The organism is Streptomyces sp. NPDC088252 (assembly GCF_044740965.1).
Lineage (GTDB): Bacteria > Actinomycetota > Actinomycetes > Streptomycetales > Streptomycetaceae > Streptomyces.
Map to the genome: position 1 here is coordinate 1 of NZ_JBIURS010000066.1, position 2,480 is coordinate 2,480.

3 protein-coding genes are annotated in these 2,480 nt (G+C 71.7%); 1 reads left to right on the plus strand and 2 read right to left on the minus strand.

Annotation, left to right across the window (positions count from 1 at the left end; all coding sequences use genetic code 11):
* Both ACIOHC_RS43770 and ACIOHC_RS43775 read right to left on the minus strand, forming a co-directional pair.
* Window positions 1-711, minus strand: a 711-nt coding sequence (locus ACIOHC_RS43770; protein WP_401847034.1) for a hypothetical protein, incomplete at its 3' end; no start/stop codon positions are given.
* The gene (locus ACIOHC_RS43775; protein ID WP_351085757.1) at window positions 708-1,415 is read right to left on the minus strand and encodes an ATP-binding cassette domain-containing protein; all 708 of its coding nucleotides are present in this window, start codon (window positions 1,413-1,415) and stop codon (window positions 708-710) included. The genes ACIOHC_RS43775 and ACIOHC_RS43770, both read right to left, overlap by 4 nt.
* A 135-nt stretch (window positions 1,416-1,550) precedes the next feature.
* Between ACIOHC_RS43775 and ACIOHC_RS43780 the strand changes: the two genes are divergently transcribed.
* Window positions 1,551-2,429: a histidine kinase gene (locus tag ACIOHC_RS43780; protein ID WP_351085759.1), complete on the plus strand. Its 879-nt coding sequence runs from the start codon at window positions 1,551-1,553 to the stop codon at window positions 2,427-2,429.
* Window positions 2,430-2,480 lie beyond the last annotated feature (51 nt).

Consider the following 2,480-nt stretch of genomic DNA (forward strand, 5'->3'; position numbering starts at 1 on the left):
CGGTGCGAGGACCGCCGTCACCCAGGCCACCGTGACGAGCCCTGCCGTGACCGGCGCGAAGTGCGCTCCCGTGGGCACGTCGCGCAGGAACATGTATGGGCCGGCCACATCAGGGAAGTAGTGCGCCGCGTCCGTGACCTTGGACAGCAGATACGTCACTGACACCACCGACACGTTGGCGATCATCATGGCCATCGGCACGACGCCGTTGCGGGTCAGGACCGTGACGGCCAGGGCCAGCCAGGCCGTACACAACAGGTAGACCTGCACCCCGAGAACCCGTCCCGCCGTGACGGCCGCAGCCGGCTCGCCTCGTACGAGATGTACGGCGGTGAAGGTCGCCACGCCGGCCGCCGCCGCGACCGCGAGTGCGAGCAGGCCGACGGCGGTCAGCTTCGCGGCCAGGGCCATGAGCCGTGCCGGCGTGGCGGTCAGGGTGGCGGCGATCTGCCGTGTCGCCGCGGATTCCTCGCCTTCGGTGGTGTATTCGCTGCTGACGGCGACAACGCCGAGCACGATGACACCGATCGCGCCGCCCACGCCAAGTTCTGTGAATCCGGCGTCCACACCGCCGGACCAGTGCGGCGAGCGGGCGTTGAGCGCGGCGATCCCGGCCGGAAGCAGGACACCGAGCGCGATAGCGAGCCGCGCCGACGGCAGCGTGAGCAGCTTGTGCCCCTCCGCGCGCAGGGCCCTGAACACTGTGGTCACTGTCCGTTCTCCGTCCGGGTGAGGTGGAAGAAGGCAGACTCCAGAGTGCGGTGGGCGCCGGTGACCTCCGTGAGCGTGCCCTGGGCGACGATGCGGCCACGGTCGATGATCACGATGTCGTCGACGGTCTCTTCTAGTTCGGCCATGAGATGGCTGGAGAGGAGCACCGTGTGGCCCTGGGCGGCTCGGGACCGAACCATGTTGCGCATCCAGCGGATGCCCTGCGGATCCAGGCCGTTGACCGGCTCGTCCAGAACCAGGACTGGCGGGTCGCCGAGGAGTGCCGCGGCCACGCCGAGCCGGCGGCCCATGCCCAAGGAGTACGAGCCGACGCGCTGCCCGGCGGCCTCGGCGAGCCCGACGTCCGTCATCACCTCCGCGACGCGGGCGACGGGAACCCCCGCCGCGTGCGCCAGCCAGCGCAGGTGGGCACGGCCGGTGCGGGAGCGGTGGGCGCCCGACCCGTCGAGTACGGCGCCGACCGTGCGCATCGGGTCGCGCACCCGGGCGTAGGGGACGCCGTCGATCAGGGCCCTACCCGAGTCGGCGCGGTCCAGGCCGAGCAGGATGCGCAGGGCCGAGGACTTGCCGGCGCCGTTCGCTCCGAGGAATCCGGTGACGCGGCCGGGGCGGGCCTCACAGCTGATGCCGGTCAGGACGTGGCGTTCCCCGCGGCGTTTGACCACCGAGTCGAAAATAATCATGGCCGTACGTCATCACGCGGTGAAGGCGCGGCGGATCGGGCCCAGAACCGAGATCCGCGGCCGCGGCTGCGACCCAGGTCTTTCGGACCTGGGTCCGAGGACTGCTCGCCGGCGACCGTCTAAAATCGAACGCCCATGACTCGCGAACGCCCCGAGATATCCCACGAGCGCCCACGGTGGACATCCCGCACGGGCGCCATCGCCACGGCGGTGGTGGTCGTCCTGCTTCTGAGCCTGGTCGCCGTCGGCTCGTCGGCGCGTGGGGCGCAGATCACCCTGGTCGCGGTGCCTTGCGTCGCAGTCGCCGTCTCGGTCTGGGCGATGGCCCGCACCCGGACCCAGCGCACGGAGTACGAGCGGCGCCTGACCACCTGGGCGGCCGAGCGGGCGACCCAGGCCGAACGCCTGCGCATTGCCCGTGACCTGCACGATCTGGTCTCGCACGGGATCGGGTTGATCACCGTACGGGCCGCCACCGCCCAGGCGACCGACCAGGAGCGGGAGGAGCTGGCCACTGCGCTCAGCGATATCGAGGATGTCAGTCGGCAGACCACCACCGAGCTGCGCCGTATGCTCACCGTGCTCCGCGAGCCCGCCGCCACCGGCGATGCCGCTCCGCTGCGGCCCGCCGAGAGTTTCGCCGATCTGCCCGGCATCGTCGCGGCGGCCGAACGCACCGGTCTGACTGTGCACCTCGACTGCGTCGAGCCCGCCCGGGTCTCCGCCGGGGTGCAGCTGGCCACCTGCGCGGTGGCCCGCGAGGCGCTGCACAACACACTGCGGCACGCCGGCCCCACCATCACGACGCTCACGGTCCGCGCTGACGGCGATGACCTGCTGGTCAGGGTCGAGGACGAAGGACCGGTGCCGGGTTGGCGGGCAGGCACCGGCGCGGGGCACGGACTGAGCGTGCTGCGCGACCGGGTGCAGGCCGTCGGCGGCGCCCTGACCGCCGCACCCTGTGGCCCCGGCTTCCGCGTAGAGGCCCGCTTCCGGCGGGAGATGGCCCGATGAGCGGTGCCGTACGCGTACTCGTCGCCGACGACCAGAACCTGTTCCGGGAGA

Coding starts and splice junctions, on each gene's coding strand:
- ACIOHC_RS43775 (WP_351085757.1), bottom strand. CDS start 1,415: ATGATTATTTTCGACTCGGTGGTCAAACGCCGCGGGGAACGCCACGTC.
- ACIOHC_RS43780 (WP_351085759.1), top strand. CDS start 1,551: ATGACTCGCGAACGCCCCGAGATATCCCACGAGCGCCCACGGTGGACA.